Here is a 26,377-nt window from a genome sequence, read left to right as displayed (position 1 = left end):
TGAGGGCGGACAGGCCGCTCCCCCACGTGCCGGTCACGGTGATCAGCACGGGTGCGCGGAGCGCGGTCCGGCTGGCAGGCCTCCTGTCCGCCCGGCTCGTACGCCTGCCGGGATCCGGGCGCCATGTCCAGCTCGAGAATCCCCAGGCGATCGCCGACGCCGTCTCAGACGGCCGGGACGGGTGACGACGGCCTAGGATCGATCCGGGACCCATTCATAGGGGGTAGGCGTGGACATCACCGTCGTCGGCGAAGGCGCCGTCCTGGCCGCACCCGACGTCCTGCGGCTGCACGCGGGCGTCGAGGTCCGCAGGGCCGCCGCGGCGGAGTCCTTCACCGCCGTCAGATCCGCCGCCGCCCGGCTGGCAGAGGTGCTGGTCCGGGCCGGCATCGCTGCGGAGGACGTGCGCACGGTGGAGCTGTCGCTGGGGCCGGAGTACGAGGCATACCCGAAGGTGGCCGCGTACCGGGCCGCCCAGGGCGTGGAGGTGATCGTCCGAGACCTGACCCGGGCCGACCACGTCATCGACACGGTGGCCGGAGTAGGGGAGGAGGCCAGGCTGAACGGCGTGGCGTTCGAGGTGTCCGACCCGTCCGGCTTCCTGAGGGAGGCCAGGGCGAGAGCCTTCCGAGACGCCGCCGCCAAGGCGGCCCACTACGCCGAGCTGGCCGGCCGCCCCCTGGGCAGGGTGGTCTCGGTGAGCGAGGAGATCAAGGGCGGCGGCCCCCAGCCCCTCCGCCTGGCCGCGGCGGCGGCCGAGAGCGGCGCGTCCATCAGCCCGGGCCGCCAGACGCTGACGGTGACCGTCCAGCTCGGCTACGACTTCGCTTAGACGCCTCCGCGGCTGACCCGAGCTCCTCCGCCACCCCGCCGTACTTCGGCGGGGTCCCTTGAGGAAGCGGCGCGTGCGGGTCAGACGGTTTCGCCGGAGAGGGAGTCGAGCCAGTCGAGCAGGCGGGCACACTGCCGGGTCATGATCTCGGGGTCGCGCAGGGCGTTGGCCAGCAGGGACATGCCCTGGTAGGCGCCCACCAGGGTCAGGGCCAGCCCCTCGGGGTCGGGCAGCCCGAGCTCGCGGAACTGGCGTTCGGCCCAGTCGATCAGCAGCCGGATGACCCTGCCCGCCTCCACGTCCAGGCCGCCCTCGTCGCGTTTGTCGAGCTCGGCGGCGAGGGTTCCGGTCGGGCAGCCGTAGCGGGCGGCGAGGTCGCGCTGGCTGACCCACCCCTCCACCAGGCTCTTGAGCCGTTCCCTCGGGTCGTCGAGGCGCTCGAGGCGGTCGGTGAGGATCTCGAGCTGCCGGGCGTGCTCGGCGAGCGCGGCCGCGACCAGCTCGTCCTTGGTCTTGAAGTAGTAGTACACGTTGCCCACCGGGACGTCGGCGGCGCGCGCGATGTCGGCGATGGTGGTGCGCTCCGCCCCCTGCCGGTGCACGACTTGGGCGGCGGCGGCCATCAGCCGCTGCCGCTTGGCGGCCGCGGTCTTGACCCGGGAGCGCGTTGAGTCAGTCACCTTACTAACTATAGGCGCCGGAGTCGTGCTATGGTCTCTCTTGTCGGTAAGTCAGCCGACTAACTAACTTCGAGGAGAATCATCATGATCGTCGTCACGGGAGCCACGGGGAACGTCGGCCGTACGCTGGTCCGGCTGCTGGCCGAGGCAGGCGAAGAGGTCACCGCCGTGTCCCGCCGCATCACCGGCGCGGACGTGCCCGAGGGCGTACGCGCCGTCGCCGCCGACCTGGGAGACCCCGCCGGCCTGCGCCCGGCCCTGGAGGGCGCCGACGCCGTGTTCCTCCTCACGGGCGGCGACCTGTTCGCCAGGGAGCCCAAGGAGATCGTCGCCGCGGTGAGCGGGCCGGGCAGGGTCGTCCTGCTCTCCTCACAGGGTGTCGTGACCCGCCCGGAGAGCGAGTCACACGGCCGCTTCGGAGCGGAGATGGAACGCGCGGTCATGGACTCAGGAGCGCGATGGACGATCCTGCGGCCGGGTGGCTTCGCCTCCAACAGGTTCGCGTGGGCCCAGCCGGTTCGCGCGAGCCGCACGGTCGCCGCGCCGTTCGGCGACGTCGGGCTGCCGGTCATCGACCCCGACGACATCGCCGAGGTGGCGGCCGCGGTGCTGCGCCAGCCCGGCCATGACGGGCGGATCTACGAGCTCACCGGACCGGAGCTGGTGACCCCGCGCCAGAGCGCCGCCGACATCGGCGAGGCGCTCGGCGAGGTGGTCACGTTCGTGGAGCAGAGCCGCGAGGAGGCTCGCGCGGAGATGCTGGCGTTCATGCCGGGGCCGGTCGCGGACACCACCCTGGCCATCCTCGGCGAGCCGACCCCGGCCGAACAGCGGATCAGCCCGGACGTCGAGCACGTGCTCGGCCGAGCTCCCCGCCCGTTCGCCGCCTGGGCCCGCCGCAACGCCGCGGCCTTCCGCTGACCCCGCCTCACCGGGTCACCGCCGATGCCCGGGCTCCGTCCGCGCCGGAGTGCCGGATCCGGCGCCGGAGTGCCGCGTGCTGCTGCCCGCCTGTTTCGGCCGCCCCTCCGATCGCGGTCCGAGACCCGGGCCGGTGGAGGGCGCGGCCGGAGGTTCGCAGGGTCAGGGGAGGGCGAGCATGCGGTCCAGGGCCACCTTGGCCCAGTGGGCGGTGTCCTCGTCCACCGTGATCTGGTTGACGACCTCGCCCAGCACCAGGGACTCCAGGGCCCACACCAGGTGCGGCAGGTCGATCCGGTTCATGGTCGAGCAGTAGCACACCGTCCTGTCCAGGAACGAGATGCTCTTGTCGGGGAACATCTGGGCCAGGCGCTTGACCAGGTTGAGCTCCGTGCCGATCGCCCAGCTCGAGCCGGCCGGCGCCGCCTCCAGGGTCTTGATGATGTGCTCGGTCGAGCCCACGTGGTCGGCCTTGAGCACGACCTCATGGCGGCACTCGGGGTGCACCAGGACGTTCACACCGGGGATGCGGGATCGTACGTCGTCGACCGAGTCCGCCGTGAAGCGGCCGTGCACCGAGCAGTGGCCGCGCCAAAGGATCATCCTCGCCCGCTCCAGCTGCTCCGGGGTGAGGCCGCCGTTCGGCCGGTGCGGGTTCCAGACGACGCAGTCCTCCAGGGACATGCCCATCTCCAGCACCGCCGTGTTGCGGCCCAGGTGCTGGTCGGGCAGGAACAGCACCTTCTCGCCGCGCGAGAACGCCCAGTCCAGGGCGCGGCGGGCGTTGGAGGAGGTGCAGACCGCGCCGCCGTTCCTGCCGCAGAAGGCCTTGATGTCGGCGCTGGAGTTCATGTATGTGACAGGGATCACCTGATCGGCGAGACCGGCGTCCTCCAGGGCGTCCCAGCACTCCTCGACCTGGTCGAACGTGGCCATGTCCGCCATCGAGCACCCGGCCGCCATGTCAGGCAATATCACCTTCTGCGTACCGGCCGTCAGGATGTCGGCGGACTCGGCCATGAAGTGCACCCCGCAGAAGACGATGAACTCCGCCTCCGGCCGGGCCGCCGCCTGCTGGGCGAGCTTGAACGAGTCACCCGTCACGTCGGCGAACTGGATGACCTCGTCGCGCTGGTAGTGGTGCCCGAGCACGAACAGGCGGTCGCCGAGCGCCTCCTTCGCCTTCCGGGCCCGTTCCACCAGGTCGGGGTCGGAGGCGGGCGGCAGCTCGCCCGGGCACTCGACCCCCTTCTCGCTGTGCGGATCGGCGCCCTGGCCGAGGACGAAGTGCGGCAGTCCAGTCTGGGTGGCCATGGCCATACCCCCTTATCGTCGAATTGACGATACTCATGATGACACACGGACGAACCTGCTTATTACGGGGGTAGGCGCCTCGGGAATGTGTGGCATGGGCCAGGTGTTGGTAGCGTCATTAGTAGGACGTCGGAAACAGACAGCCGGGTTAGGGAGTCAGCAGATGACGGTTGAGAGCAGCGAGACCACGGCGCAGGGCCTGATCCTGACTGACGCGGCCGCCGCCAAGGTCAAGAACCTGCTCGAGCAGCAGGGCGAGGAAGGTCTGCAGCTGCGGGTCGCCGTGCAGCCGGGTGGTTGCTCCGGACTGCGTTACCAGCTCTTCTTCGACGACCGTTCGATGGACGGCGACGTGGTGTCGGACTTCGGGGGCGTCGGCGTGGTCACCGACCGCATGAGCGCTCCCTACCTGATGGGCGCCACCATCGACTTCGTCGACACCATCGAGAAGCAGGGCTTCACCATCGACAACCCCAACGCCACGGGCTCTTGCGCCTGTGGTGACTCGTTCAACTAGTCGGTGGCCGCGTGGTCCCGCTTGCTTTATGCGAGCGGGACCTTCGCGTATTCTCGTGTGGCTCATTGGCCTGCTGACAACGAGGAAGAAGAATCCCGTGCGCATCGCCGTTACCGGCTCCATCGCGACAGACCACCTGATGACCTTCCCAGGAAGTTTCGGCGATCAGTTGATCGCCGAGCAGCTTGACCGGGTGTCACTCTCGTTCCTGGTCGATGACCTTCAGATCCGTCGCGGTGGTTGCGCCGCGAACATCGCGTTCGGCATGGCCTGCCTGGGCCTGAAGCCGGTCCTCGTGGGCGCCGTCGGCAACGACTTCGCCGATTACCGCTCGTGGCTGGAGCGCCACGGCGTCGACTGCGACTCCGTGCACATCTCTGAGACCCAGCACACCGCGCGTTTCCTGTGCACCACCGACCAGCACCACAACCAGATCGCCTCGTTCTACACCGGCGCCATGGCCGAGGCGCGGCTGATCGAGCTGCGGCCCGTCGCCGACCGCCTGAACGGTCTCGACCTGGTGCTGATCAGCCCCAACGACCCCGACGCGATGCTGCGCCACACCGACGAGTGCCGCCAGCGCGGCATCCCGTTCGCCGCCGACATCTCCCAGCAGCTCGCGCGGATGGAGGACGAGCAGATCCGCCAGCTCGTGGACGGCGCCGCGTACCTGTTCTCCAACGACTACGAGAAGGGGCTCATCGAGCAGAAGACCGGCTGGTCCGACGAGGAGATCCTGCACCGGGTCGGCGTCCGGATCACCACGCTCGGTCCCAAGGGCGCCGTCATCGACCGGAGGGACGAGCCGTCCATCGCCGTGGCCCCCTCGCCCGAGCGGGGCAAGGCCGACCCCACCGGCGTCGGCGACGCCTTCCGCGCCGGGTTCCTGTCGGGCCTGGCCTGGGGGCTGCCGCTGGAGCGCTGCGGCCAGATCGGCAACCTGACCGCCACCCACGTGCTGGAGCGCGTCGGCGGCCAGGAGTATGAGCTCGGCCAGCAGGTCTTCCTCGAGCGTTTCAGCGCCGCCTACGGCGCCGACGCCGCGGCGGACATCGCCGAGCACGTCCGCTGCTACCACCCGTAACCGTGATGAGCCGCCCCGCCCGACGCGGCGGGGCGGCCTCCGTGGCCCGTTTCCCCAGGCTTTCCGGTACGGCCGGGCTCAGCCCCTGGCGTACACGTGGTGCATGAACTCGGCGAGCTGGGCGTCGGGCAGGTGCTGGGCCAGGTCCGACTCGCTGATGATGCCGACGATGCGGTCGCCCTCCAGCACCGGCAGCCGCTTGATCTGGTTCTCCTCCATCTTGGTGAGCGCCTCGTCCACGCTCGTGTCCGGGGTGACGAAGACGAGCCCGCCGGCCAGCTCGCCCGCCGTCACCTTCGACGGGTCGTGTCCCGCCGCGATGCACTTGATCACGATGTCGCGGTCGGTGATGATGCCCTTAACGCGCTCGTCCGGCCCGCACACGGGCAGCGACCCCACGTTGCTGTCGCGCATCAGTTGGGCCGCCCGGTCGAGCGTCTCGTGCGCCCCGACACACTGCGCTCCCGGACTCATCAGGTCACGAGCGGTCTCGTGCGGATGTCCGCTGGTCATGGCTTTCCCCCGAAAGTCGGTGACTTCGTACGGGGAGCCTCTACCCACCCATTTCGGGAAAAGTCAGTAATTACGCCTTACGTGGATCGCCCAGCCGCCCTCGGGCAGCTCGTACGAGCCCACGTGCCGGTGCGACTTCAGCCTGCACCACGCCGGCACGTCCGTATAAGCCGCCGGGTCGTCGGCCAGCACGGCCACCACGGCGTTGAGCGGGACGTAGTTGATCTGCTCGGCGAGCATGATGATCGGGATCGGGCACTTCTTCCCGAGTGCGTCGATCGTCAGAGCCGGCTGGGTAACCTCGGTCATGCGACTCCTGCGTCCTGGCGGATGCGGCGCACCAGATCGGGCAGCACGGCGAGGAACCTGTCGACCTCGGCCGCGGAAGTGCCCCTGGGCAGCGACACCCGGACATTCCCATGGGTCAGCACGCCCATCGCTTCAAGAACGTGCGATGGACGAAGCGTACTAGCGGTGCACGAGCTGCCTGACGAAACGGCGAAACCAGCCTTGTCCAGCTCGGTCAGGAGCGCCTCGCCGTCGACGTACAGGCACGAAAAGGTCACGATGTGCGGCGCCCGATCGACGGGGTCGCCGATGACCTCCACGTCCGGGACGATCTTCGGCACCGTCTCCCTGATCCTCCCGACGAGCTCGGACAGCCGCGCCTGCTCCTGCGCCGCCTCCGCGGCCATCGCGCGCAGGGCGGCCGCCGCCGCGACGATGCCGGGCACGTTCTCGAACCCCGGCACCCGCCGCCGCTCCCGCTCGTCCTCCGGCAGGAACGAGCGGAACCGCGTGCCCTTGCGCACCACCAGCACGCCCACCCCGGCGGGGCCGCCCCACTTGTGGGCGCTGGCGGTGAGCACCGACCAGCCGGGCGGTATCGGCATCCTGCCCGCCGTCTGCGCCGCGTCCACCAGCAGCGGGACCCCATGGGCGCGGCAGGCCGCGGCGGCCTCGGCCACCGGCTGCGCCGTGCCGACCTCGTGGTTGGCCGTCTGCAGGCAGGCCAGCGCGGCGCCGGGCCGGGCGACCGCCTCGGCGAACCGGTCGAGATCGACCCGCCCCGTGAGGTCCACGCCCACCATCTCGACCGTGCCGCCGTCGCGTTCGTGCACTCCACCGGCGTGCAGCACGCTGGAGTGCTCCACCGCGCTCGTCACCAGGTGGCGCCCGGCCCTGCGCCTGCCGTGTAGGGTGCCGAGGACGCCGAGATGCACGGCCTGTGTGCCGGACGAGGTGAATGACACCTCGTCGGGACGCGCGCCGAGCGCCTCGGCCACCTCCGTGCGGGCCTGCTCGAGCAGCAGGTGCGCGCGGCGGGCCTGGCCGTACAGTCTCGCGGGGTCGGCCCAGCCGACGTCGATCGCCGCCAGCAGCGCCTCGCGTGCCTGAGGGTGGAGCGGCTCGCTCGAAGCCGCGTCGAAGTACGCCACGAGACTTATCGTCCCACTTGCGGCGCCATCGAGGGGTCGCGCGGTAGGGCGAAGCACCTGCACGCTAATGTGTCTGCAATCAGCTGTGCATCTGGAAATAGGAGCGCCCAAGGGAAAGACTCTTGGGCTTCATCTGTGGGGTAGGCGATCCGTGAGTCCGACTCGCCGTACGACGCGGCGTTCGTTGGCCCGGCGCAGGGTGCCACGCGCCGCCGCTTTGGCGTTGCTGCTGGCCACTGCTACGGCGTGTGCTAATGACGTACCCAAGGCCGACTGGTCCCGCGGCCTTCTTCCTGACCATGTCACCGAGCAGGGAGACGTGGTCCAGAGTCTGTGGAACGGGGCCTGGATCGCCGCCCTCGCCACGGGCGCCGTCGTCATCGTCCTGATCGTGTGGGCGGCGATCTTCCACCGCAAGCGCAAGGCCAAGGCCGATCTCCCGCCGCAGGTGCGCTACAACCTGCCGATCGAGATGCTCTACACCTTGATCCCGCTTGTCATGGTGTCGGTGTTCTTCTTCTTCACCGCCCGGGACAGCCAGACGCTGACCCACGTGGACGGCGACGCGCCCGTGAAGGTCAAGGTCGAGGCGTTCCAGTGGAGCTGGCGCTTCACCACGACGGTCAACGGCAAGACGCTGGCGCCGGTCGCCGGCGTGCCTGTGCACGACTACCAGCAGGGCCCCCAGCTGGTCCTGCCGGCGAAGACGAAGGTCGAGTTCGATCTGTCGACCGACGACGTCATCCACTCGTTCTGGGTGCCGGAGTTCCTGTTCAAGCGGGACGTCATCCCGGGCATCAAGGAGGACAACCCGGGGCGTAAGTTCCAGATCACGACCCTTGACAGGACGGGCGTCTTCGCGGGCCGCTGCGCCGAGCTCTGCGGCGTCGACCACAGCCGCATGCTGTTCTCGGTGAAGCTCGTCCCGCAGGCTGAGTTCGACCAATACATCGCGACACACCAGGCTGGGAGTGCCCAGTGACCGCCATTCATGAACCCCTTCGCGCGCCGGCCAGGCCCGTCACCAAGGGCCAGGTGATCGCCAAGTGGCTGTCCTCCACTGATCACAAGATCATCGGGCACCTTTACCTGATCACGTCGTTCGCCTTCTTCCTGATCGGCGGCGTCATGGCGCTGATCATGCGGGCCGAGCTGGCGCAGCCGGGCATGCAGTTCACCAGCAACGAGCAGTTCAACCAGCTGTTCACCATGCACGGCACGATCATGCTGCTGATGTTCGCGACGCCGCTGTTCGCCGGCTTCGCCAACGAGCTGATGCCGCTGCAGATCGGCGCCCCCGACGTGGCGTTCCCGCGCCTCAACATGGTCAGCTACTGGCTCTATCTGTTCGGCAGCCTCATCGCCGTGTCCGGCTTCTTCACGCCGGGCGGCGCGGCCTCGTTCGGCTGGTTCGCCTACACGCCGCTGTCCAACGCGATCAACTCGCCCGGCATGGGCAGCGACCTGTGGATCATGGGCCTGGCCCTGTCGGGCCTCGGCACGATCCTCGGCGCGGTGAACTTCATCACCACGATCATCTGCATGCGCGCGCCCGGCATGACCATGTTCCGCATGCCGATCTTCGTCTGGAACGTGCTGCTGACCAGCATGCTCGTGCTGATGGCCTTCCCCGTGCTGGCCGCAGCGCTGCTCACGCTGGAGGCCGACCGCAAGCTCGGCACGCACGTCTTCGCCTCCGACAACGGCGGCGCGCTGTTGTGGCAGCACCTGTTCTGGTTCTTCGGCCACCCCGAGGTGTACATCATCGCGCTGCCGTTCTTCGGCATCGTGAGCGAGATCCTGCCGGTCTTCAGCCGCAAGCCGATCTTCGGTTACATCAGCCTCGTGGTCGCGACGATCTCGATCGCGGGTCTGTCCATCACGGTCTGGGCGCACCACATGTTCCCGACCGGGCAGGTGTTGCTGCCGTTCTTCTCGTTCATGACGTTCCTCATCGCGGTGCCGACGGGCGTGAAGTTCTTCAACTGGATAGGCACCTTGTGGCGAGGGCATCTGTCGTTCGAGTCGCCGATGCTGTTCTCGATCGGCTTCCTCATCACGTTCCTCCTGGGCGGTCTGACAGGCGTCATCCTGGCCTCGCCGCCGCTCGACTTCCCCCTCAGCGACACCTACTTCGTCGTCGCCCACTTCCACTACGTGGTGTTCGGCACGGTCGTGTTCGCCATGTTCGCGGGCTTCTACTTCTGGTGGCCCAAGTTCACCGGCAAGATGCTCAACGACAAGCTCGGCAAGCTGCACTTCTGGCTGCTGTTCATCGGCTTCCACACGACGTTCCTCATCCAGCACTGGCTGGGCATGCTGGGCTTCCCGCGCCGGTACGCCGACTACAGCGCGGCCGACGGCTTCACCGACCTCAACCTGATCTCGTCGGCGGGTGCGTTCATCCTGGGCGCCTCGACGCTGCCGTTCTTCTACAACGTCTGGAAGACCTGGCGCAGCGCGCCCAAAGTCACGGTCGACGACCCTTGGGGCTACGGCGGCTCGCTCGAATGGGCGACCTCCTGCCCGCCGCCGCGGCACAACTTCACCTCGCTGCCGCGCATCCGGTCCGAGCGCCCGGCGTTCGACCTGCACTACCCGCACGCGTCGGCCAGGCCGGCGAAGGAGGTTGAGGCCTGATGAGAGTCCAGGGTTGGCTGTTCCTCGCGTGCGGCCTGTTCTTCGCGGGCGTCGACGTCGCCTACTGGTTCTGGACCAAGGCGTCGACGGGCCACGGTGAGCCGGTCGGCACCACGGCCATGGCGATCTCGGTCGGGTTCGCGTTCATGGTCGGCTACTACCTGATGTTCACCGCGCGGCGCATCGGCGCCCAGCCGGAGGACAACAAGCAGGCCGACATCAGCGATGGCGCGGGCGAGATCGGGTTCTTCAGCCCGAGCAGCTGGTGGCCGCTGTTCCTGTGCCTGGCGGCGGCCTTCGCCTTCGCCGGGTTCGTGATCGGCTTCTGGATGTTCCTGATCGGGATCTTCCTGGTGATCATGGCCATGATCGGGTTCGTGTTCCAGTACTACCGGGGTCAGTTCTCGCACTAATTGACCTGTTTGCCGAAGCGGGCGTTTCCCTTGCGGGGGGAACGCCCGCTTTTTGGCGTTCTTTACGAGTACGCGGATGTGGTTAATCGATCACTGAGGGTAATAAAGGAGGCAGAAGCGGTTCGATCGCGGACGAGGGAGTCACTCGTGGGGCATGTAGCGAAGGGATCGGCCGGGCTGCTGGCCCTGGCACTGCTGTCAGCCTGCTCCGCGGGCAGCACATCGAAACCTAACGGGACGGCCATGGCGGGCGGGGCGCAGGCGCCCTCTGTGACGTTCTCTCCGCAGGACAAGACCGCGAACGTGGCTACGGACCAGCCCGTGGTCGTTTCGGCCCGTACGGGCGCGCTCAAGAGCGTACGGGTGGACGGAGGGAAGTCCGGCGCGCTGCAGGGCGAGCTCAGCGGCGACGGCACCCGCTGGCGCAGCACCGTCACCGCCAGGCCCAGCACGGTGTACACGGTCACGGCCGTCTCCGTCGACGGAGCGGGCAAGGAGAGCCAGACGACGAGCACGTTCACGACGGTCAAGGGCAACAAGACGTTCGACATCAAGACGATCACCCCCAACAAGGACGACACCGGCCTGACGGTCGGCGTCGGCATGCCCGTCATGATCGCCTTCGACCAGCCCATCGCCGACCGGGTGTCCGTCGAGCGCAACCTGACCGTCCGCAGCTCCAAGCCGGTGGAGGGGGCCTGGCACTGGTTCGACGACAGCCACGTGGACTTCCGTCCGGAGAAGTACTGGCCCGCGCACACCAAGGTGCAAGTGGAGGCGAACCTGGCCGGCGTGCGCGGAGGACCCGGCCTGTACGGCAAGCGCAACGTACGGCTCGATTTCAAGATCGGCCGTGAGCAGATCACCAAGGGCAGCACCGACGAGCACTTCCTGATAGTCCGGCGGGACGGCAAGAAGATCCGCGAGATGCCGATGAGCGCGGGGCAGGGAGATGCGTGGAACCACTACACCACCTCGGGCATCCACCTGGCGATGTCGCGCGAGCCCGTCACGGTCATGACCTCGCCTGACGCCGGGCCGGGACAGGCTGGGTACTACCAGCTGACGGTCTACAACACTGTCCGCATCTCCAACAGCGGTGAGTACGTCCACAGTGCGCCCTGGTCGGTGGGGTCACAGGGGAACTCGAACGTCAGCCACGGATGCGTGAACGTCAGCCCGGAGAACGCCATCTGGTTCCTCAGGAACACGTTGATCGGGGACCCGATCATCATCACCGGGTCGCCGCGGAAGCTCGAGCCCACGAATGGGTGGGGGCATTGGCAGGAGAACTGGAAGGATTGGCTCAAGTGGAGCGTGCTCAAGGCGGGCCCGACCATCACGTTCTGATGCCGGTTTCGTAACGCCCTGGACGCCACACCCGTCCCCTGGCCGTGCCGCTCGCTGTCGTCGCCTGACCCGTTGCGGCCGGAGCTGTCTTGGCGCTCGGCCGCAGTCCGGGACGCCCGCGTGCCGTCGCGTCGCGCCCTATTCCGGGAAGGCGGATGGCCGAGCGCGCCACGGTGAGGGGCGCGCTCGAAAGCGCACGTCAGGCGTGGCCGAAGGAGGCGCTGGCCTCGACCCAGCGGTCGAGGGTGGCGGCGGCCGCGCCCGAGTCGACGGCCTGGACCGCGCGGGCGTAGCCGTCGGTCATGGCGGCGTCGAGGTCGTCACCGGGCCCGTTGAGCGCCACCAGGGCCGCGGCGGCGTTCAGCAGGACGGCGTCGCGCACCGGACCTGTCTTGCCCTGCACCAGGTCGCGCACGGCCTGGGCGTTGAAGGTCACGTCGCCGCCCCGCAGCGAGCCCACGTCGGCGCGCGGGATGCCGAGCACGCTCGGGTCGAACGTGGCCTGCGTGGCTGTGCCGTCCCTGACCACCCAGACCGTCGAGGTGCCCGCGATGGTCAGCTCGTCGAGCCCGTCGTCGCCGCGGAACACCAGGGCCGTGACGCCGCGCTCGGCGAAGACTCCGGCCAGCACGGGCAGCATGCGCGGGTCGAAGACGCCGATGGCCTGGGCGGCGGGGCGGGCCGGGTTGGTGAGCGGGCCCAGGAAGTTGAAGACCGTGGGCACGCCGATCTCCTTGCGCGGCGGCCCGGCGAAGCGGAGCGCGGGGTGGTAGACCGGGGCGAAGCAGAAGGCGATGCCCGCCTCGCGCGCCACCTGGGCGGTCTGCTCGGGCGTGAGGTCGAGCCGGATCCCCAGGTGCTCCAGGACGTCGGCGGCGCCGCACGAGGACGAGGCCGCGCGATTGCCGTGCTTGACCACCCGGGCGCCCGCGGCGGCGGCCACGATGGCGGCCATCGTCGAGACGTTGACGGTGTGGGCGCGGTCGCCTCCCGTGCCGACGATGTCCACCACGGGCCCCTCCACGCTCAGCGGCGTGGCCAGCTCCAGCATGGTGCGGGCCAGGCCCACCACCTCGGCCACCGTCTCACCCTTGGCGCGCAGCGCGATCGCGAAACCGGCGATCTGGGCGGACGTCGCGGCGCCGGACATGATCTCCCGCATCGCCCAGGCCGTCTCGTCGGAGGTGAGGTGCTCTCCGGACAGGAGAGCGGAGAGCAGGGTGGGCCAGGTCGTCCGGGAGTCCATGGGCACCTACTTGGCGTTGAGTCGGGTGGAGGAGCGGCGGCGCATCAGGTCGGCCACCGTGTCGGCGACGACCATGGGCTCCAGCGGCTGCGACACGACGGCGTCGGCCTTGGACCACTCGGCCAGCCAGCGGTCGTCGCGCCTGGCGATGATCAGGCAGATGGGTGGGCAGTCGTAGACCTCGTCCTTGGCCTGGCGCGAGATGCCCATGCCGCCCGCGGGCTGCGTCTCGCCGTCGAGGACGGCCACGTCGATCTCGCCTGAGCCCAGCCACTGATGGACCTTCGGCTCGGTGGCGCACTCCACGATCTCCACGAGGGGTACGTCGGCCGCGGGGCGCCTGCCGATGGCCTGGCTCACCTCAGCCCTGGTGGCGGCGTCGTCGCTGTAGACGAGGACCCTCATCGTGTCGCCGGTGCTCCCAGTGGACGTCACTGTCGCGCTCACTATCCCTTGTAGCGGTATGGTCACCTCGGATGGTACCGGTGCGCCGGTGTGCATTCCCAGGCCACCATGTCTGGCAGGGGGTTTTGGGGCGATTTTCCCAGGTTGCTTCCCGGTTTGTACCTGCTAACCGGGGGGTCGTGCGCGGGACCGACCACTGGAGCCGCAATAATGCTGCCCGTGGCGACAGCATCCGCAATAACTTCGACGACGACAGCACAGTCGTACCGCAGACCCAATCTGGTCAGTGTCGGGACGATCGTCTGGCTGTCCTCCGAGCTCATGTTCTTCGCGGCGCTGTTCGCGATGTACTTCACCATCCGGTCAGTGAGCGAGGGCAACGGCCTCGTCTGGGGCCCCGCGCTGCACAAGGCGGGCCTCGAGGTCGCAGAGGGCGCTCACCTGAACATCCCGTTCGCGACGGTCAACACGATCATCCTGGTTCTGTCGAGTGTGACGTGCCAGCTAGGCGTGTGGGCCGCAGAGAAGGGGCAGGTCCAAAAGCTCCGCTTCTGGTACTTCATCAGCTTCCTCATGGGCGCGGTCTTCGTGGCCGGGCAGCTGTACGAGTACGGCGAGCTGGCGTCAGAGGGCGCGACCCTGTCCGCTAACGCCTACACCTCGGTGTTCTACCTGACGACGGGCTTCCACGGCCTGCACGTGACCGGTGGCCTTTTCGCGTTCCTGTTCATGCTGGGACGCACGTACGCCGCGAAGCGCTTCACGCATGAGCAGGCCACCAGCGCGATCGTCGTGTCCTACTACTGGCACTTCGTAGATGTCGTTTGGATTGGTCTCTTCTCGACCATCTACATCATTCGTTAAGGAACGGGATCTCTGTGACTAGGATCACCGCTTGGCGGCGGCATCCCCTCGCGAGATATGCCGTCCTGATTTTGGCGTTGGCGCTGGTCGGGATGGTATACGCCGCCTTTGTCCAGGCGGGTAAGCCTGCCGACGCGGCACTGGCGGCAGGCAAGGTCGATGACGTGGCCGAGGGCAGGAGCCTGTTCGTTCAGCACTGCTCCAGCTGCCACGGCATGAACGCGCAGGGCACCTCGACGGCACCCACGCTCGTCGGCGTCGGCGCCGCGGCCGTCGACTTCCAGATGAGCACCGGCCGCATGCCTGCCGCCAACCCCGGCCCGCAGGCTCCGCGTAAGCCGCTCGCCCCCTGGGTCGACGAGACGAAGATCAAGCAGATCGGCGCCTACGTGCAGTCCCTCGGCGGCGGCCCGCAGGTCCCCGCCTCGGAGCAGGTCGATCCCAAGCTCGGCGACGCCGGCAAGGGCGGCGAGCTGTTCCGCGCCAACTGCATCCAGTGTCACAACTGGGTCGGCGCCGGTGGCGCCCTCACGCAGGGCAAGTACGCCCCCAACCTCAACTCGGCGACCCCCACGCAGATCTACGAGGCGATGGTCACCGGCCCGCAGGCGATGCCCGTCTTCAACGACTCGACGATCACGCCTGAAGAGAAGCGCAGCATGATCGCCTACATCACCCAGGTTCGCGAGCAGAAGGACCCGGGAGGTTTCGCCCTGGGGCGCATTGGACCGGTCACCGAAGGTCTCGTAGCGTGGGTCGTGGGCCTCAGCGTCCTCGCACTCGCCGCCATCTGGATCACCGCGAAGAAGCGACAGAAGTCATGACAGACAACGAGCACGAGATCGAGCAGCCCGATGAGCGCGTACCCAAGCGCGTCATCGGCACCCCCGCGCCGGGCACCTCGATGCTCGGCACCGCGGAAGCGGCGGACGTCGAGAAGGAAGTCCCCGGCGTCACGCTGCCCGACGAGACCAAGGCGCGCAAGGCCGAGAAGATCGTGGCGCTCTGCTTCACGATCACGTTCCTGGCAGCCATCGCGTTCATCATCTCCTACGTGGTCTTCCAGGTCGGCAGCCCCGAGAAGACCGGGGTGTCCAACCTCGCGCTGGGCGGCACGCTGACGCTGGCGATCCTGGGGCTGGCGGTCGGCATCGTGATCTGGGTCCGCCAGATCATGCCGAAGTACTCCCTGGTCCAGGAGCGCCACCTGATGGCCTCCGAGGAGGACGACCGCGAGGTCGTGGCCGACACGTTCGTCCAGGGCGCCAACGAGAGCGGCTTCGTCAAGCGCAAGCTGCTGCGCCGCACGCTGCTGCTGGCCGCCGCGCCCCTCGGCCTGGTGCCGGTGGTGCTGCTGCGCGACCTCGACAACAGCAAGATGCCCGGCGCCAAGTTCAACAGGATGCTGCGCCACACGGTCTGGGGTGAGAAGACCAAGGAGGGCAAGCCGCTCAGGCTCGTCGTCGAGGGCACCGGCCAGCCGATCCGGGCCGCCGACTTCAACTCGCCCGGCGGCATCCTGTCGGTGGTCCCCGAGGGCTACCAGCACGACCTCAACGCCCTCGCCAAGGCCACGCTGATCCTGATCAAGTTCCGCCCGGACGAGCTCAAGAGCGGCGTCCGGCAGAACTGGACGCACGACGGCATCGTGGCGTACTCCAAGATCTGCACCCACGTGGGCTGCCCTGCCGCCCTCTACGAGCAGAACACCCACCACATCCTCTGCCCCTGCCATCAGTCGACGTTCGACGCGGCCGACGGTGCGAAGGTCATCTTCGGTCCGGCCGCCCGGCCGCTGCCGCAGCTGCCCATCACCGTCGACGCCGACGGCTACCTCATCGCCAAGGGCGACTTCGAGGTGCCGGTCGGCCCCAGCTACTGGGAACGCGGTGACGCCGAGCAGGCGGCCAGGGAGAAGGGAGGCCAGGCATGAGTGAGCTCAATGCCGTTCCCAAGGCCATCGCAGGGCCGTCGACGTTCCTCGACGACCGCCTCGGCGGGGCCAGCTTCCTCAAGCGCAACCTGCGCAAGATCTTCCCGGACCACTGGTCGTTCCTGCTGGGTGAGATCGCGCTCTACTCGTTCATCATCCTGCTGCTGACCGGTACGTTCCTGACGTTCTGGTTCAAGCCGAGCATGATGGAGATCGCCTACGACGGCTCGTACGCGCCGCTCAAGGGCGTGATGATGTCTGAGGCCTACGCGTCGTCGCTGGAGATCAGCTTCGACGTCCGGGGTGGTCTGCTGATCCGGCAGATGCACCACTGGGCGGCCCTGATGTTCGTGGCCGGCATGATGGTCCACATGCTGCGGGTGTTCTTCACGGGCGCCTACCGCAAGCCGCGCGAGCTCAACTGGATCATCGGTGTCCTGCTGCTGACGCTGGCGCTGGCCGAGGGCCTGACCGGCTACTCGCTCCCTGACGACCTGCTGTCCGGCGCGGGTCTGCGGATCACCGAGGGTGTGGCGATCTCGCTGCCGCTGGTCGGCACGTACATCACGTTCTTCCTGTTCGGCGGGGAATATCCGGGTGAGGCGGTCATCTCCCGGTTCTACTCGCTGCACATCCTGCTCATCCCGGGCATCCTGCTGGCGCTGATCTCGGCGCACATGGTGCTCATGTGGGTGCAGAAGCACACCCAGATGCCGGGCAAGGGGCGTGACAACAAGAACGTGGTGGGCGCGCCGTTCTACCCGGCCTTCATGGCCAAGGCGGGGGCGTACTTCCTGTTCACGCTCGCCTTGGTGGCGGGGCTGGCGACGTTCGCCCAGATCAACCCGATCTGGCTGTTCGGCCCGTACACGCCCGCCGACGTGTCGGCCGGTTCGCAGCCCGACTTCTACATGGGCTTCCTCGAGGGCGCGCTGCGCATCATGGTGCCGTGGGAGATCAACCTCTTCGGCACCTCCCATGCGGGCACGCTGCCGCTGAGCGTGATCATCCCGGCGCTGGTGCCGATGGGCCTCATCATGACGGGGCTCGCGCTCTATCCGTTCATCGAGCGCTGGGTGACGGGCGACCACCGCGAGCACCACGTCGCGGACCGGCCGCGCAACAACCCGCACCGTACCTCGATCGGCATGGCGGCCATCACGTTCTACGGCGTGCTCTGGCTGCTCGGCGCCAACGACGAGATCTCGGCGAACTTCCACGTCAGCCTCAACTGGACGACGTACTCCGGGCGTGTGCTGATCTTCGTGGCGCCTGCGCTGGCGTACCTGATCACCTACCGCATGTGCCTCGGCCTGCAGCGCTCCGACGCCGCGGTCGTCTCGCACGGCGTGGAGTCCGGCGTCATCAAGCGGCTGCCGCACGGTGAGTTCATCGAGGTCCACACGCCGCAGGCGGACGACATCGAGGCCCACGTGCGCGGCAAGGAGCCGGTGGCGATGCTGCCGGTGGCCGAGGACGCCGCGGGCATCCCGCCGAAGGGCATGCGCGGCCCGCTCGGCAAGCTGCGCGCACGCATGTCGAAGGCGTACGGCGGGGAGAAGATCCCGCTGGACGACGGGCACGGGCATGGACACGAGGAAGAGCACGCTGCCATCGGCACCGGCGACGACCACAGTCTGACTCGTTGACGCATCGTTGATGCTCTTCGCGGGCCCGGGCGGATCTCTCCGTCCGGGCCCGTTCTCTGTCCGATGATCTTTTACGGCTGCGCCGGGGTTGCCCGCACGCGTCGTAGAGCGTCGCCGTCTGTCATGGCCGGTCGTGAAGGCTCACGGAGTTGCTCGCCGTGACGGAGCACATTCTGGGCCGGGACCGTGGTCGAACGGTCACCGCGGCCGTGCGGGTCCGCCTGGCTCGAGGTGGAGTGCGGCCGCATCCCACGCGACCGTGCGAGTGCCCGGGCGGGCGCGCGACGGCATCGCGTGCGGCCGGTGGCACGGCGACGCGGCGCCCCTCGGAAGGACGGCAACCCGCGCGCCCGGGGAGCGGGTGTGGGCGCGGGAAGCCGGTCAGTCGGCCTCGGGGAAGCCGATGGAGAAGGCGGCGTCCAGGTCGTGCTTGGAGTACGCGCGGAACGCGATGTGCGTCTCCGTGTGCAGCACCCCGGCCACCTTGTTGATCCGCCCAGGCACCACCTCGGCGATCTCCTCATAGGCGGCCACCCGCACCATCGCCAGCAGGTCGTAGTCGCCGGTGATGGAGTAGACCTCGCTGACCCCTTCGATCTCGGCGATCGTCTGGGCGACCTCCGGGATCCGGTCTACCTCTGCATTGATGTGGACGATAGCCGTGACCATGGATCAACTCTATCGTTTCACCTCAGAGGTCGCCCCTCCCGGCTCCGCCGCTGGTCGAGATGCCGGTATGCCAGGTCGATGCGGGCCTTGTGGCGGGCGGCGCCCCAGGCGGGCACGCTCCACTCGCCGTCCACCTCGACCAGCCGAACCCCGGGCGACTCCAGCCAGCGCAGGATGCACTCGGTCTCCTCGGCGCTGGCGCCGTGGATCGGGCCGGGGCCGGGGATGACGGCCTCGGCCGTGGCCGAAAGGGAGGCCACGAAAGGGGTCGGATGGGTGCCCTTCGGCATAACCCCGGCCGCCGCGAGCCGCCCGTACCGGATGACGTGGATGTCCCAGCCGCCGTCGAAGGCCGGGCTGGCGGCCACTAACTGCGGGATGCGCGTGATGGAGCTCAGGCGCTGCATGCGGGCCGCCGTGCGGACGAAGGACGCCAGCCGGTCGCGGTCGACCGACGCTTCCTCGTAGCGCTGCTCCACCGACAGCCGCTCCATGCGGGCCGACACGGCGGTGAAGACGAGCGAGGCGTCGAGCGTCATGGCCCGGCGCGCGCTCTCGACGTGGAGCGCGTACTCCTCCTGGCTCTCCTTGCCCGCGCAGGGCGCGCCGCAGCGGCCCATCTCGTGGAGCACGCAGGCCGCCCGCCGGGTGCGCAGCGCGATGGGCTGGGTGCACTGCCGCAGCGGGACCGCCTCGTGCAGGGCGATGCGGGCGTCGTCGGCAAGGCGGCCGCTGGTGAACGGGCCGAGGTAGGTGGCCCCGTCGTCCTTGAGCTCGCGGACGATGGACAGGCGCGGGAACGCCTCGGTGGTGAGCTTGAGCCAGAGCACCTTCTCGGGGAAGCGGGAGCGGCGGTTGTAGCGGGGCTTGGCGCCGCCGATCAGGCGCAGCTCCCTGACCTCCGCCTCCAGGGCGGTCGAGCAGACGATGTGGCGCACCCGCTCGGCGATGCCGATCATCTCGCGGATGCGCGGGCGGGTCTCGCCGGCCGTGAAGTAGGAGCGCACGCGGTTGCGCAGGTTGGTGCTCTTGCCGATGTAGAGCACCTCGCCGCGCTCGTCCTCGAAGAAGTAGACCCCGGGGGCGTGCGGGACGGACTCGGCCAGGTGGCGCTTGCGCTGCTGCTCGGGCGTGGGGGCGCGGACGAACGACTTGAGCTCTTCGAGCGTGTGCACCTGGAACGACCCGGCCCGCTCGATCAGCCCGTGGAGCACGTCGACGGTGGCCCTGGCGTCCTGCAGGGCGCGGTGGCACGGCTCGGTGGTGCTGCGGAAGAACCTGGCCAGCGTCGCCAGCTTGGCGTTGGGGACCTCGTCGCGGGTCAGCACCCGGCGGGCCAGGTCGACGGTGTCGACGACCGGATTGGCCGGCGGAGGATAGCCCTGGGCGGCGCAGGCGGCCTTGATGAAGCGGGTGTCGAAGCCGGCGTTGTGGGCCACCAGTGTGGCCCCGCTGATGAACTCGAGAAAGCTCGGCAGCACCGCCTCGATCCGCGGCGCGGCCACGACCATGGCGTCGGTGATGCCGGTCAGCACGGAGATGAACGGCGGGATCGGCCCACCGGGATCGACCAGCGAGGAGAACTCGCCGAGCACCTCGCCCGCCCGCACCTTGACCGCGCCGATCTCGGTGATGGCGTCGTCAGACGGGGCGCCGCCGGTCGTCTCGAGGTCGAACACGACGAACGTGACGTCACTCAGCGGAGTGCCGAGCTCGTCGAGAGTGCCTTGAACCGCATCCACGAATCAAGACCATAGAGAGAAGGACCGACAGGAACGAATAACCATCCCTCTTGATCCTTAGTTACCCTTCCCTGTATGTCCGCGGGAAGACTTGCCGGCCGCTATGCCCTGCTGCGCCCTCTCGGCGCAGGCGGCATGGGAACGGTGTGGCTGGCCAGGGATGAGATGCTTGACCGCGAGGTCGCGGTCAAGGAGCTCACGCTGGCCGAAGGCATGTCGCCCAAAGAGCGCTCCGACTCGGTGAAGCGGGCGGTGCGCGAGGCGCAGGCCACCGCGCGGCTGCGGCATCCCGGCATCGTGGCGCTGCACGACGTGGTCGTCGAGCACGAGCGCCCTTGGCTGGTCATGGAGCTGCTGCGGGGCCGCACGCTCGGCGAGACGGTGCGCGAGTTCGGACCCATGCCGGCTGATTATGCCGCGCGCGTCGGCGCCGACGTGCTGGAGGCGTTGATGGTGGCCCACGCGCAGGGGATGCAGCACCGCGACGTCAAACCGGGCAACGTCTTCCTGACCGAGAGCGGCCGGGTGGTCCTCACCGACTTCGGCATCGCCAGGCAGGAGGGCCAGGCGACGCTCACCGAGCAGGGCCTGATGATCGGCTCGCCGGGGTTCATCGCGCCCGAGCGGCTCGAGGGCGAACCTGGCGGCCCGGCCAGCGACCTGTGGTCGCTCGGCGCCACGCTGTACGTCGCGCTGACGGGCGCGCCGGCCTATGAGGGGTCGGCGGCCCAGCGGGTGCGGGCGACGCTGACGGAGCCCGTACCGGCCGCTCCAGGGCCCTTGGGGCCGCTGCTGTCCGCCATGATGGCGCACCACCCGGCCGCCCGCCCCGACGCGCGCGTGGTCGTGGACGCGCTCAGGCAGGTGGCCGCCGGCAGGCAGGCACCGCCGCTGCCGGTCAACCACGACGCGACCGCGCCCACCAAGGTCAGCCGGCGCGGCGGCAGGGCCGCGTTCTGGATCGCCGCCGCGGCGGCGCTGGTCCTCGCCGCGGGCGGCACGACCGCCTTCCTCATCCTGCGGGACGGGGCGAACGCGGCGCCGGCCGCGTTCACCGTGCCCATGGACGTGTGCACGCTGCTCAGCCGGCAGGACGTGGGCAGGCTCCTGCGTACGCAGAGCCCGCCGAAGGGGCAGCCGGGCTCCGACGACGAGGGCCCCAAGTGTGACTGGCCGGTCCACTACACCGGCCTGGGCGTTCAGGTGCAGAAGGACTCCGACACCGTCGACCCGTGGTCGATGACCACGGTCTCGGCCCACACGCTCTTCGAGAGCCAGAAACGCACCTGGGGCAGGTACGACACCGTCGACTGGACCTGGCCCGAGATCGGCGTGCCGGCCTCGCAGCGAGCCAAGCGCACCCCGGTCCACCAGGTCACCGGCGTCGGCGAGGAGGCGTTCGGCTTCGAGCTGAAGGGCCCCACGGGCCGCGTCCACTCCGCGCAGGTCTACTACCGCCTGGCCAACCTGGTGGTCGTCGTCGAATACTCCACGCTCACCGAGAAGCCGACCGACGAGGACATCAAGCAGACGGCGCTGAAAGCGGCGCAGGCGACCGTGCAGGCGTTGCGCAATGCCGGATGACCTCTACCTGCTGGCCGGCCGCTACCGCCTGATCGAGCGGCTCGGGCAGGGCGGCGCGGGCACGGTGTGGCGGGCCATCGACGAGATCCTCGACCGCCAGGTCGCGGTCAAGCAGGTACGCGTGCCCGAGGGGCTGACCCCGCCCCAGCGGGCCGAGTTCGCCGGCATCGCGATCCACGAGGCCAGATCGGCGGGCCGGCTGCGCGACCCGGCGATCGTGCTCGTGCACGACGTCGTCCTCGAGGGAGACCAGCCGTGGATCATCATGGACCTGGTCACCGGCCGCTCGCTGGACAAGGTGATCAAGGAACAGGGCCCGCTGCCGCCGGGCTATGTCGCCGCGGTCGGGCTGCGCGTGCTGTCGGCGCTGGAGGTGGCGCACGCCCACGGGATGCTCCACCAGGACGTCAAGCCGGCGAACATCCTGCTCGACGCCGACGGTTCGGCCATGCTCACCGACTTCGGCATCGCGACGCAGATGGGCGGGCAGGGCGACAGGTTCGGCTTCGCGGGCTCGCCCGGCTACATGGCCCCCGAGCGGCTCAACGAGCAGCCCTCCGGCCCGGCGTCCGACCTGTGGTCGCTCGGCGCCAGCCTCTACACCGCGGTGGAGGGGCGCGCGCCGTTCGAACGGGAGCTGTCCGCGGCGGTGACGGCGGCGGTGCTGCTGCACGAGCCGCCTTTCCCGATGAGGGCGGGCCGTGAGTTCGGCGGCCTGCTCATGGCCATGCTCTTGAAGAACCCGGCGGCCCGTCCCACGGCGGAGCAGACCCGCCAGGCGCTGAGCGCCCTGGCCGGGCCCGCCCCGGTTCCCCGCCGCCGGTGGTGGCTGGTGCCCGCGGTGCTCGCCACGGCCGTGGCACTCGGCGCGGGTGGCTGGTACGCCGTGGGCGCGCTCGACAGCGGGCCCGAGACGGGCAGGTTCGCCAAGGCGCCCGATCCCTGCACGCTGCTCAGTGACGCCCAGGCCGCCCAGATCGTGAAGGGCAAGCCCGAACGCACGCTCACCAGGCCGGGCGAGTGCCAGTGGCTCGTCCGCGAGGGCACGCAGCCCAGTCGCCGCCTCATCGTGCGCACCTGGGCGGAGCAGCCCGACGGCGACCTCGCCGGCCCTCAGGTGGCGCAGCGCCGCTTCGCCAGCGAGAAGGCCAGCCGCGCCGCGGCGAAGGGCACGGTGCTGCGCACCTCCCGTGGCTCGGTCGGCGACGTCAAGGACGTCGGGGAGACGGCGATCATCCAGAACAGCTTCAAGGCCGCCATGAACTCCAACGCCGAGGGCTTCTCCGACAGCACGGTGCTCTTCCGCATGAGCAACCTGCTCGGCGAGGTGGTCTGGCATCGTGACCACGTGCCGGCCACGGCCCCGGCGGACAAGGAACCGGCCCTCGCCGCCGCCCGCCTGGTCTCGTCGGCCCTGTCCAAGTGAGCCTGTCAACGTGAGCTGATCGAGACGAGAACTGCAAGCACCCTGCAAGGGGTGTGACTAGCATATTTCACCGCAAGTCAGGGCAACCCCAGGAGTTCCAGTGAATCCCGGTAGCGAGTGGGAGCCGCCCACCAACCCCTACCAGGTGCCGGGCAGGCAGTTCGGGCCGCCGACCCAGCCCCCGTTCCAGCCCCCGTTCCACCCCCCGACACTGCCGCCGATGCCGCCCCCGCCGCCGCGGCGGCCCGCCTGGCTGCTGCCCACGATTGCCGCCGCCCTCGTCGTGGTGGTCGCGGCGGGCGGGGTGGGCGCGTACTTACTGGTCGGCAAGGTCTCCGGCACCTCCAAGCCGCCCGCGGCCAGGAGCGAGGCGCCGTCGCAGACCGCTGCCGCCGCGGGGGTGGGCCCCGACGTGTGCGCCATGCTGCCCAAGGAGGAGGCCGAACGGCTCGTGCCCGACGCGACCGTCTCCAAGACGTCCAAGGACAGCGATTACACGGTCAACTTCACCTGCAACTGGGTCAACCAGCGCATCTCGTTCGGCGAGTACTGGCGCAGCAGGGAGATCGACGTACGGATCGAGCAGCACAAGGGCGACGGCGCCAAGACGGGCCGGGCCATGGCGCAGAACTCGTACGAGATCGATTACGAAGGCGGCAAGTACGGCGAGACCGCCAAGCCCTCGCTCGACCCCGACGAGAAGGAGTACATCTCCCCGGTCAAGGACATCCCGGGCGTCGGCGAGGGCGCGTTCGCGCAGTACACCTGGCGCCGGGACGGCAAGATGCTGTGGTACTCCTTCGGCGAGGCCCACGCCCGGGTCGGCGACATGACGATCAAGGTCAAGTTCCAGGCCGGGCAGCAGCGCAAGGACGCGCAGATCCTGTCCAACGACTCCACGCAGTCGATCAACGAGGACAACGCGATCCGCGAGGTGAGCGGGCTGGTCGGGCAGTTCGCCAAGGGTGTGACGGCCTGGCAGGCGCAGCACCCCGGCGTGCTGGCCCAGCCGGAGCCGTCGCAGGCCACGACCTCGCCGAGCGCGCGCCCGACGCCCTCACCGACCGTCCTGGCGGCGTTCCCGGGCGACTGCGGGGCCGTGACCGAGGCGGCCACGCGGCTGGTGCCGCAGCCCACCACCCGGGCGCGCGGCACCGAGGTCGGCGACGACGCCCAGACCGAGTGCCGCTGGCTCAACCTCGACCTGCCCGGCGACGGCGAGGGAGTCAAGAAGATCCGCAGCGTACTGATCACGGTGCATCGGTTCACCAACCGGGCGGGCGCGGCCGACGAGACCGCCGCCAAGGGCTACTACGCCAGCGAGTACGGCGGCGACAAGGGTACGGAAGGCTCGTCGATCGGCGGCATCTCCTGGGGCAAGCTGGCCGACGTCGAGGGACTGGGCGACCAGGCGTACCAGCAGTTCATCCAGAACCGCCACAGCGAGGTCTCCGCGTCCACCGGCACGGTGCTGATGCGCAAGGGCGCGGTCGTCGTCAGGATCGACTTCTCCGGCCACCAGCGGCCCGAGGACGAGCCGCAGAACTCACCCAAGGTGCAGCTCATGCCCCAGAAGGAGGCGATGGACGGGGTGCTCCCCCTGGCCAGGGCGTACATGGCCCAGCTCACCAAGCAGCCCGTGGGCAGCTAGGCGGGGGCGTCGCGCAGGCGTTCCACGCGGATGCCGCGCAGCAGCGCCTCCGACACCAGCACAGCGGCCAGCAGGCTGACCAGCAGGGCGGCGCCGACGACGGCCGCGACGGGCACCGCCGCGACCTCGTGCGGCAGCGGCGGTGTGACCGGGGGCTCGGCGAACTGCGGGATCCGCCCCAGAGCCGCCCTGGCCGCCACGAGCCCTGCCAGCAGGCCCGACAGGGTGCCCGCGGCGACCGTGATCACCTGTTCCAGCAGGAGCGCGACCCGCAGCGCGGCCACGCGGGCGCCCGACGCCTCCAGTGCGGCCAGCTCGTACGTCCGCCTCCTGGCCGCCGTGAAGAGCGCGAGCACGGTACGCCCGAGCGCCAGCGCGGCGGCGGCCAGCGCGGACACCAGCAGCAGCAACAGCGCGAGACCCGGCCCCTGTCCTGCGAAGGAGGCGGCCAGGCCGGCCACCGTCCGCCGCGACACCACGCTCAGCCCGTGCTGCTCCAGCGCCCGCTCCAGCGCCGCCGGGTCCGCCGCCCTGGTCCACACCTGGTACTCGGCCTTGTCGTACACGCCGTAGGCGATCCTGTCGGCCTGCTCCAGGTCCACCAGCACGCCCACGTCGGTCAGCCCGGGACCGGCGGCAGAGGCGAGCACGGTGCGCGCAGGGGCCGCGTACGCGTTGTCCAGGCCCGGCAGCACCCTCCTGCCGACCGCGCCGATCGTGACGGCGGCCATCTCCGGGTCGTAGGTGTCGGGACGCAGCGTCTGGTTGCCGACCGGGGTGATCGCGAACGTGCCGCCGCGCTCGGCCGGGTTGTCGTCCACACGCCATGACGGCAGGTCGACGGCCTGCCACCGGCCGTCCACGCGCGTGGCGAGCCCGGTGACGGTGACCCGCACGTACGCGTTCTCCGCGTACTGCGGTGGTGGGATGGGCTCCCCGCGCAGGGCCCGCAGCTCGCACGCCGCGTTCCGGCAGGCCGGCGGCAGATTCCACTCGTGCGTGCCGGAACGGCCGGTCAGCGATCCCAGCGGGAGCTGGGCGGGCCGCAGCTCGCCCGGGACGCGTAGCGTGGCGAAGATCCGGACGGTCCATCCCTTCGGCACCTGGTCGTGATCGACGGTGACCCGCAACCTGTCGCCCCGCAGCCACACGCGCGGCGTGGACGGCCCGGGAAGCGCGGACATGGCCTTCGCCAGGGTCGCGCCGCCCGCGAGCTCGGGACGCCAGTAGCCGACGGCGGCCAGCCGCGCGGGATCCGAGGCCACCATCTGGGGAGGCCCGGGCACCTTGATGACGGGCGCGGCGGTCGTGCCACCCGGGTCGGCGGCGTTCACGGCGGCGATGAGCCTGCCCGGCTCCACCGGCCTGACCGTGATCGCCGTGGGCGCGCCGTTGTGGAACCTGGCCGTCTCCTCGTAGTCGCCCGACGTGGCGCTCCAGGCTGACACCGCGAACGTGGCCAGCCCGAACGCGGCCCCCAGCACCACCACGCTGCCCGCGGTGAC

General features: G+C 69.6%; 26 protein-coding genes. 16 read left to right on the top strand and 10 right to left on the bottom strand.

The features are described from left to right. Together AB0J09_RS22435 and AB0J09_RS22430 are read left to right on the top strand one after the other, a co-directional pair. Positions 1–185: hypothetical protein (locus AB0J09_RS22435; protein WP_360694133.1), on the top strand; the 185-nt coding region annotated here is incomplete at its 5' end. A 44-nt stretch (positions 186–229) separates the two neighbouring features. Then, positions 230–832, top strand: coding sequence for an SIMPL domain-containing protein (locus AB0J09_RS22430; protein ID WP_360694130.1), 603 nt, complete (start codon positions 230–232; stop codon positions 830–832). A gap of 80 nt (positions 833–912) precedes the next feature. Here AB0J09_RS22430 and AB0J09_RS22425 read toward each other — a convergent pair whose 3' ends face one another. Beyond that, positions 913–1,512: a TetR/AcrR family transcriptional regulator gene (locus tag AB0J09_RS22425; RefSeq protein WP_360694127.1), complete on the bottom strand. Its 600-nt coding sequence runs from the start codon at positions 1,510–1,512 to the stop codon at positions 913–915. Positions 1,513–1,596: 84 nt separating this feature from the next. Between AB0J09_RS22425 and AB0J09_RS22420 the strand changes: the two genes are divergently transcribed. Then, positions 1,597–2,433, top strand: a complete 837-nt coding sequence (locus tag AB0J09_RS22420) for an NAD(P)H-binding protein (RefSeq protein WP_360694124.1) — start codon at positions 1,597–1,599, stop codon at positions 2,431–2,433. Positions 2,434–2,595: 162 nt separating this feature from the next. On the opposite strand, the gene nadA is transcribed toward AB0J09_RS22420, so the two are convergent. Further along, the gene (gene nadA, locus AB0J09_RS22415) at positions 2,596–3,753 is read right to left on the bottom strand and encodes a quinolinate synthase NadA (protein WP_360694121.1); all 1,158 of its coding nucleotides are present in this window, start codon (positions 3,751–3,753) and stop codon (positions 2,596–2,598) included. A 157-nt stretch (positions 3,754–3,910) separates the two neighbouring features. On the opposite strand from nadA, the gene erpA reads away from it, so the two are divergent. Together erpA and AB0J09_RS22405 are read left to right on the top strand one after the other, a co-directional pair. Further along, positions 3,911–4,264 carry an iron-sulfur cluster insertion protein ErpA gene (gene erpA / locus AB0J09_RS22410; RefSeq protein WP_360694118.1) on the top strand — a complete coding sequence of 118 codons (354 nt, stop codon included), beginning with the start codon at positions 3,911–3,913 and terminating at the stop codon, positions 4,262–4,264. Between the two features lie 97 nt (positions 4,265–4,361). Further along, a complete protein-coding gene (locus tag AB0J09_RS22405) occupies positions 4,362–5,348 on the top strand; it encodes a carbohydrate kinase family protein (RefSeq protein WP_360694115.1) in 987 nt (328 codons plus the stop codon). Between the two features lie 78 nt (positions 5,349–5,426). Here the strand turns inward: AB0J09_RS22405 and AB0J09_RS22400 are convergent, their stop codons facing one another. The 3 genes from AB0J09_RS22400 to AB0J09_RS22390 form a co-directional block, all read right to left on the bottom strand. Then, a complete protein-coding gene (locus AB0J09_RS22400) occupies positions 5,427–5,861 on the bottom strand; it encodes a CBS domain-containing protein (protein WP_360694113.1) in 435 nt (144 codons plus the stop codon). Positions 5,862–5,924: 63 nt separating this feature from the next. Beyond that, entirely contained in the window at positions 5,925–6,170 is a 246-nt protein-coding gene (locus AB0J09_RS22395; RefSeq protein WP_043638353.1) for a sulfurtransferase TusA family protein, read from the bottom strand. Further along, on the bottom strand, positions 6,167–7,300 hold the full coding sequence (locus AB0J09_RS22390) for an aminotransferase class V-fold PLP-dependent enzyme (RefSeq protein ID WP_360694109.1): 1,134 nt from the start codon (positions 7,298–7,300) through the stop codon (positions 6,167–6,169). The genes AB0J09_RS22395 and AB0J09_RS22390 overlap by 4 nt, the downstream gene beginning before the upstream one ends. Before the next feature lie 319 nt (positions 7,301–7,619). On the opposite strand from AB0J09_RS22390, the gene AB0J09_RS22385 reads away from it, so the two are divergent. From AB0J09_RS22385 to AB0J09_RS22370, 4 genes are all read left to right on the top strand, one after another. Continuing rightward, on the top strand, positions 7,620–8,282 hold the full coding sequence (locus AB0J09_RS22385) for a cytochrome c oxidase subunit II (RefSeq protein ID WP_360694106.1): 663 nt from the start codon (positions 7,620–7,622) through the stop codon (positions 8,280–8,282). After that, positions 8,279–9,940 (top strand): cytochrome c oxidase subunit I, encoded by a 1,662-nt coding sequence (ctaD, locus tag AB0J09_RS22380; RefSeq protein ID WP_360694103.1) that lies wholly within the window; start codon positions 8,279–8,281, stop codon positions 9,938–9,940. The genes AB0J09_RS22385 and ctaD overlap by 4 nt, the downstream gene beginning before the upstream one ends. Further along, positions 9,940–10,353 (top strand): cytochrome c oxidase subunit 4, encoded by a 414-nt coding sequence (locus AB0J09_RS22375; protein WP_360694100.1) that lies wholly within the window; start codon positions 9,940–9,942, stop codon positions 10,351–10,353. Before ctaD ends, AB0J09_RS22375 begins: the two co-directional genes overlap by 1 nt. Positions 10,354–10,500: 147 nt before the next feature. Further along, positions 10,501–11,703: an Ig-like domain-containing protein gene (locus AB0J09_RS22370; protein WP_360694097.1), complete on the top strand. Its 1,203-nt coding sequence runs from the start codon at positions 10,501–10,503 to the stop codon at positions 11,701–11,703. Positions 11,704–11,902: 199 nt separating this feature from the next. Here AB0J09_RS22370 and trpD read toward each other — a convergent pair whose 3' ends face one another. After that, entirely contained in the window at positions 11,903–12,949 is a 1,047-nt protein-coding gene (gene trpD / locus AB0J09_RS22365; RefSeq protein ID WP_360694094.1) for an anthranilate phosphoribosyltransferase, read from the bottom strand. A gap of 6 nt (positions 12,950–12,955) precedes the next feature. After that, positions 12,956–13,354 carry a hypothetical protein gene (locus tag AB0J09_RS22360; protein ID WP_360694136.1) on the bottom strand — a complete coding sequence of 133 codons (399 nt, stop codon included), beginning with the start codon at positions 13,352–13,354 and terminating at the stop codon, positions 12,956–12,958. A gap of 210 nt (positions 13,355–13,564) precedes the next feature. Here AB0J09_RS22360 and AB0J09_RS22355 point away from each other — a divergent pair, with 210 nt between their 5' ends. The 4 genes from AB0J09_RS22355 to AB0J09_RS22340 are packed head-to-tail and all read left to right on the top strand — an operon-like array spanning position 13,565 to position 17,800. Continuing rightward, positions 13,565–14,218 carry a heme-copper oxidase subunit III gene (locus AB0J09_RS22355; RefSeq protein ID WP_360694091.1) on the top strand — a complete coding sequence of 218 codons (654 nt, stop codon included), beginning with the start codon at positions 13,565–13,567 and terminating at the stop codon, positions 14,216–14,218. A gap of 14 nt (positions 14,219–14,232) precedes the next feature. Beyond that, positions 14,233–15,042: a c-type cytochrome gene (locus AB0J09_RS22350; protein WP_360694088.1), complete on the top strand. Its 810-nt coding sequence runs from the start codon at positions 14,233–14,235 to the stop codon at positions 15,040–15,042. Beyond that, positions 15,039–16,151 (top strand): Rieske 2Fe-2S domain-containing protein, encoded by a 1,113-nt coding sequence (locus tag AB0J09_RS22345; protein WP_360694085.1) that lies wholly within the window; start codon positions 15,039–15,041, stop codon positions 16,149–16,151. Before AB0J09_RS22350 ends, AB0J09_RS22345 begins: the two co-directional genes overlap by 4 nt. Then, entirely contained in the window at positions 16,148–17,800 is a 1,653-nt protein-coding gene (locus AB0J09_RS22340; protein WP_360694082.1) for a ubiquinol-cytochrome c reductase cytochrome b subunit, read from the top strand. The genes AB0J09_RS22345 and AB0J09_RS22340 overlap by 4 nt, the downstream gene beginning before the upstream one ends. Before the next feature lie 381 nt (positions 17,801–18,181). Here the strand turns inward: AB0J09_RS22340 and AB0J09_RS22335 are convergent, their stop codons facing one another. Both AB0J09_RS22335 and AB0J09_RS22330 read right to left on the bottom strand, forming a co-directional pair. Continuing rightward, the gene (locus AB0J09_RS22335) at positions 18,182–18,469 is read right to left on the bottom strand and encodes an Lrp/AsnC ligand binding domain-containing protein (protein WP_344985341.1); all 288 of its coding nucleotides are present in this window, start codon (positions 18,467–18,469) and stop codon (positions 18,182–18,184) included. 17 nt (positions 18,470–18,486) lie between these two features. Beyond that, positions 18,487–20,211: a DEDD exonuclease domain-containing protein gene (locus AB0J09_RS22330; RefSeq protein WP_360694079.1), complete on the bottom strand. Its 1,725-nt coding sequence runs from the start codon at positions 20,209–20,211 to the stop codon at positions 18,487–18,489. Positions 20,212–20,286: 75 nt separating this feature from the next. On the opposite strand from AB0J09_RS22330, the gene AB0J09_RS22325 reads away from it, so the two are divergent. The 3 genes from AB0J09_RS22325 (at position 20,287) to AB0J09_RS22315 (ending at position 24,872) form a co-directional block, all read left to right on the top strand. Next, positions 20,287–21,795 carry a serine/threonine-protein kinase gene (locus AB0J09_RS22325; RefSeq protein WP_360694076.1) on the top strand — a complete coding sequence of 503 codons (1,509 nt, stop codon included), beginning with the start codon at positions 20,287–20,289 and terminating at the stop codon, positions 21,793–21,795. Beyond that, positions 21,785–23,221: a serine/threonine-protein kinase gene (locus AB0J09_RS22320; RefSeq protein ID WP_360694073.1), complete on the top strand. Its 1,437-nt coding sequence runs from the start codon at positions 21,785–21,787 to the stop codon at positions 23,219–23,221. The genes AB0J09_RS22325 and AB0J09_RS22320 overlap by 11 nt, the downstream gene beginning before the upstream one ends. Before the next feature lie 100 nt (positions 23,222–23,321). Further along, complete coding sequence (locus tag AB0J09_RS22315; protein WP_360694070.1) at positions 23,322–24,872, top strand: hypothetical protein; 1,551 nt, start codon at positions 23,322–23,324, stop codon at positions 24,870–24,872. On the opposite strand, the gene AB0J09_RS22310 is transcribed toward AB0J09_RS22315, so the two are convergent. Next, the coding region (locus AB0J09_RS22310) for an FtsX-like permease family protein (RefSeq protein ID WP_360694067.1) at positions 24,869–26,377 on the bottom strand (1,509 nt) is incomplete at its 5' end. The genes AB0J09_RS22315 and AB0J09_RS22310 overlap by 4 nt on opposite strands.

Source organism: Nonomuraea sp. NPDC049784 (genome assembly GCF_040659615.1).
In the GTDB taxonomy this organism is placed as follows: Bacteria; Actinomycetota; Actinomycetes; order Streptosporangiales; family Streptosporangiaceae; genus Nonomuraea.
Note: the sequence above shows the minus strand (reverse complement) of the source record. Positions and strands in the feature narration are given on the sequence as shown.

Coding starts and splice junctions, on each gene's coding strand:
- AB0J09_RS22420 (WP_360694124.1), top strand. CDS start 1,597: ATGATCGTCGTCACGGGAGCCACGGGGAACGTCGGCCGTACGCTGGTC.
- nadA (WP_360694121.1), bottom strand. CDS start 3,753: ATGGCCATGGCCACCCAGACTGGACTGCCGCACTTCGTCCTCGGCCAG.
- erpA (WP_360694118.1), top strand. CDS start 3,911: ATGACGGTTGAGAGCAGCGAGACCACGGCGCAGGGCCTGATCCTGACT.
- AB0J09_RS22400 (WP_360694113.1), bottom strand. CDS start 5,861: ATGACCAGCGGACATCCGCACGAGACCGCTCGTGACCTGATGAGTCCG.
- AB0J09_RS22395 (WP_043638353.1), bottom strand. CDS start 6,170: ATGACCGAGGTTACCCAGCCGGCTCTGACGATCGACGCACTCGGGAAG.
- AB0J09_RS22375 (WP_360694100.1), top strand. CDS start 9,940: ATGAGAGTCCAGGGTTGGCTGTTCCTCGCGTGCGGCCTGTTCTTCGCG.
- trpD (WP_360694094.1), bottom strand. CDS start 12,949: ATGGACTCCCGGACGACCTGGCCCACCCTGCTCTCCGCTCTCCTGTCC.
- AB0J09_RS22360 (WP_360694136.1), bottom strand. CDS start 13,354: ATGAGGGTCCTCGTCTACAGCGACGACGCCGCCACCAGGGCTGAGGTG.
- AB0J09_RS22355 (WP_360694091.1), top strand. CDS start 13,565: ATGCTGCCCGTGGCGACAGCATCCGCAATAACTTCGACGACGACAGCA.
- AB0J09_RS22345 (WP_360694085.1), top strand. CDS start 15,039: ATGACAGACAACGAGCACGAGATCGAGCAGCCCGATGAGCGCGTACCC.
- AB0J09_RS22340 (WP_360694082.1), top strand. CDS start 16,148: ATGAGTGAGCTCAATGCCGTTCCCAAGGCCATCGCAGGGCCGTCGACG.
- AB0J09_RS22335 (WP_344985341.1), bottom strand. CDS start 18,469: ATGGTCACGGCTATCGTCCACATCAATGCAGAGGTAGACCGGATCCCG.
- AB0J09_RS22325 (WP_360694076.1), top strand. CDS start 20,287: ATGTCCGCGGGAAGACTTGCCGGCCGCTATGCCCTGCTGCGCCCTCTC.
- AB0J09_RS22320 (WP_360694073.1), top strand. CDS start 21,785: ATGCCGGATGACCTCTACCTGCTGGCCGGCCGCTACCGCCTGATCGAG.